This window comes from Streptomyces cahuitamycinicus, from assembly GCF_002891435.1.
GTDB lineage: Bacteria > Actinomycetota > Actinomycetes > Streptomycetales > Streptomycetaceae > Streptomyces > Streptomyces cahuitamycinicus.
The window spans coordinates 1-2,647 of the sequence record NZ_POUC01000703.1 but is presented as its reverse complement, the minus strand read 5'-3'; the positions used below and the strand labels follow the sequence as shown (position 1 = coordinate 2,647).

General features: G+C 63.4%; 3 protein-coding genes and 1 pseudogene. 2 read left to right on the top strand and 2 right to left on the bottom strand.

Annotation, left to right across the window (positions count from 1 at the left end; genetic code table 11):
* Positions 1-207 precede the first annotated feature (207 nt).
* Together C1J00_RS44880 and C1J00_RS48490 are read left to right on the top strand one after the other, a co-directional pair.
* On the top strand, positions 208-453 hold the full coding sequence (locus tag C1J00_RS44880) for a hypothetical protein (protein ID WP_146046382.1): 246 nt from the start codon (positions 208-210) through the stop codon (positions 451-453).
* A gap of 696 nt (positions 454-1,149) precedes the next feature.
* A pseudogene (locus tag C1J00_RS48490) lies at positions 1,150-1,248 on the top strand (contact-dependent growth inhibition system immunity protein); the annotation flags it as partial.
* A 158-nt stretch (positions 1,249-1,406) separates the two neighbouring features.
* Here C1J00_RS48490 and C1J00_RS41840 read toward each other — a convergent pair.
* Together C1J00_RS41840 and C1J00_RS41835 are read right to left on the bottom strand one after the other, a co-directional pair.
* On the bottom strand, positions 1,407-1,856 hold the full coding sequence (locus C1J00_RS41840) for a hypothetical protein (protein ID WP_102914036.1): 450 nt from the start codon (positions 1,854-1,856) through the stop codon (positions 1,407-1,409).
* 140 nt (positions 1,857-1,996) lie between these two features.
* Complete coding sequence (locus C1J00_RS41835; RefSeq protein WP_245936723.1) at positions 1,997-2,383, bottom strand: DNA/RNA non-specific endonuclease; 387 nt, start codon at positions 2,381-2,383, stop codon at positions 1,997-1,999.
* Positions 2,384-2,647: the final 264 nt, after the last annotated feature.

Here is a 2,647-nt window from a genome sequence, read left to right as displayed (position 1 = left end):
TCTCCGCCAGATCCACCCCACGCAACGACACGAACCCACCCCAGAAACACGACGACGGCCTGCACAACCCCAACGGGGTGGTACAGGCCGCCGTCACGCAGCCCCCGGATTTACCAACAGCGTCCGGAAGGCAGGGGCCTTTCCCCTCGCGGGCCCGTTCGGTCACTTCCTGCCTCTGAGCGAGCACATCGCCGGGGATCTTCGGCCATGAGGGCGCTCAACGATTTCAAGACCGAGCATCGCTGGACCGATCCGGAGGACATCAAGAACGGCCTCTACCGTATTGATCTGGCGAGCAGCGAATGGCTTGAGAACGGACACACCCTGGAAGACACGTCGGAAAGAGCTCGGAGCAACTCGCTCAGCGCCTTCGTGACCAGGGCGACCCTCCGGGCGGGACGTGGGCGCATGGGAAACCGAGGATCGGGGGTGCTTCGACCCTTACCCATCTGAAGAGCGCGCAGCGGTGAGCGATCCGTTCGAAAGGAGAACGCCCACCATGACCCAATCCACATGAGAGGACGCCGTCTTGCGTCTGCTGGATGACGTGTACACCTTCGCTGCAACCGGCCCGAGGACCCCGCCGGCTGGCAAAGGGACGCGCTGGCAGTGATGAACCGGGAGGTCGACGATCCTCGCGGATGGATCACCTTGGACTGGGACAAGAGACGCGAGGAGGAGCGGACCGGGAGCCGGTCCTGTTATCCCTTCGCCTTCCTGTCCGAGGAGGGCCTGGGTAGTCGGCTGTACCCGGTGACGGCCGAGACGGCCGTTCGCCTCCTGGTCGAGATGACACATTCGAATGGGGGCCGGTCGGAACGGAGGAACAGACCAGGGCGGCACTCGCTGACGCCCGAATCGTGCTCGACCGGTACGGAGACCGAATCCCCTGCTACAGCAACGTCTCCGTAGCGCGGGAAACCCCGCCACCGGATCTCATGAACGGGGTTACCGGCTGGAGCCCTCTCACCGAGTTCATCGGCGACTTCGGGTTCGTCGTCGTCTCACCACAAGAGGTCGGCGTCTTCTGGTTGTTCGATGCCAGGTGAAGGGCCCACTGCGGTGCGTATCCGAAGCGCGACCACCTCGACCGCGAAACGGTGCACTCCACGTTCCCCATCTGTCTGTGACCGTCGAGGCTGAATACCCTTGCCCCTGACCCCTTTCGAGCATGACCGGCGCTACGGCGAACTGGACCAGGTGATCCGCGCCTACGCAGGCCAGCTGGCTCACGACACACCGGAGCGCCCTCTCAACACCCGGAGCAGTGGAATCCGGCGCCATCCCGAGGCGACGCTCGGCTCTTCGGCCCGCACAGCCTCAGCCCACGGCGCAAAAACGGTCCACCGACTCCGCCAACGGGCCGTCACGAAACTTCGAGGCTGGACAGCCCCCGCACAGCATCGTCATACCGCAACGAGCTGACGGAACTCATGTGTCGCACGGGGGAACGAGGTTGAGAGGATGCTCGAATGCAGCTCTCCATCAAGGGAGGATGCGAGGAATTGCGTGCAGGACACGGAGAAATGCTCCCATCGGTCGCCGCGCGCCTCGTTCACCATGACGGTCCACTGGTCCGAGTTGTGGCCTGGCCGGACAAGCCAGTAGAGGCATTCTCCGTTGTCCGTGGTTGCCCATGGGATGACCCGGGACCCTTCGGCCTCCAGTTCCGTCGGCTTCTTCTCGAATTCCCAGAGGTCTTCCAGGTCTTCGGCCTGGTTCTTTGCCCATTCGAGGAGGTCGTAGTTCTCGTTGGGGCAGCCGGGCTCCAGGACGTACAGATAGTCGTCCCAGTTACTGACTCCGTAGACGTGGATGAGCTCCTTGTAGTCGGCGGGGAGCTCGACCTCAAGGATGCGCTCGACCTCCTCCCAATCCTTCCGGCGGGGCTCGCTCGGCGCTGGGCGATTTCGAGCAGACGCGCAAGAGCGTTAATCATGGCTGGGTCCTGTTCCTATGGGTCAATGAGTCCGGATAGTGGAGAGGTTGCTTTCATTTAGCTGCTCTCGTCAGCCGCCCCTTTTTGGTTGGGTATGAACACGGAATTCCCTGACTCTGTGATTCCGGTACTTCTGTGCTGAGTGAACTGGAAACCGTCTGATCCGTATGCCTCGACGTGTACCCCAGTGGGGATTTTATCACTCCCGTTGTATCGAGGGGTGACGCTGTACTGGATGGTCTCCCCGGACTCGACTGCGGCCCTGATTTGATTCTCAATATGTCGCATGACAGGGGAATTGGCGTAGGCGTGCATGGTGACGAAATTTGCCGGATTGTAGTTGGACCCGCCGAGCTGTGCGCCGAGGAGATGGGCTCGGTTGTGTCCCTTGTCCTTCTGCCAGCCAGGGGGATCACCGTGCGGGTCCGTGGGATTCTTCCCCATCATGTCCTCTCCCAGCGTGGCGACGAGGAACACCCGTCGACCGGCGTCCGCCACCGCGAGCACACCCGCCGGTGGAGCCGGAACGTCGACGGGGCGGACGGCTTCATGTCGTTGAAGGGCAGGTCACGTTCACGGACGCCCACACCGTTTTGCCGGGGCCGCCACGGCGGTCGGTGACGCCCCAGGCGTCGGCCAAGGCGGCGACGAGGAGGAGGCCGCGGCCGGACTCGGACTGGTCGTCGGGGTCGGTGGGGGCGGTGGCGG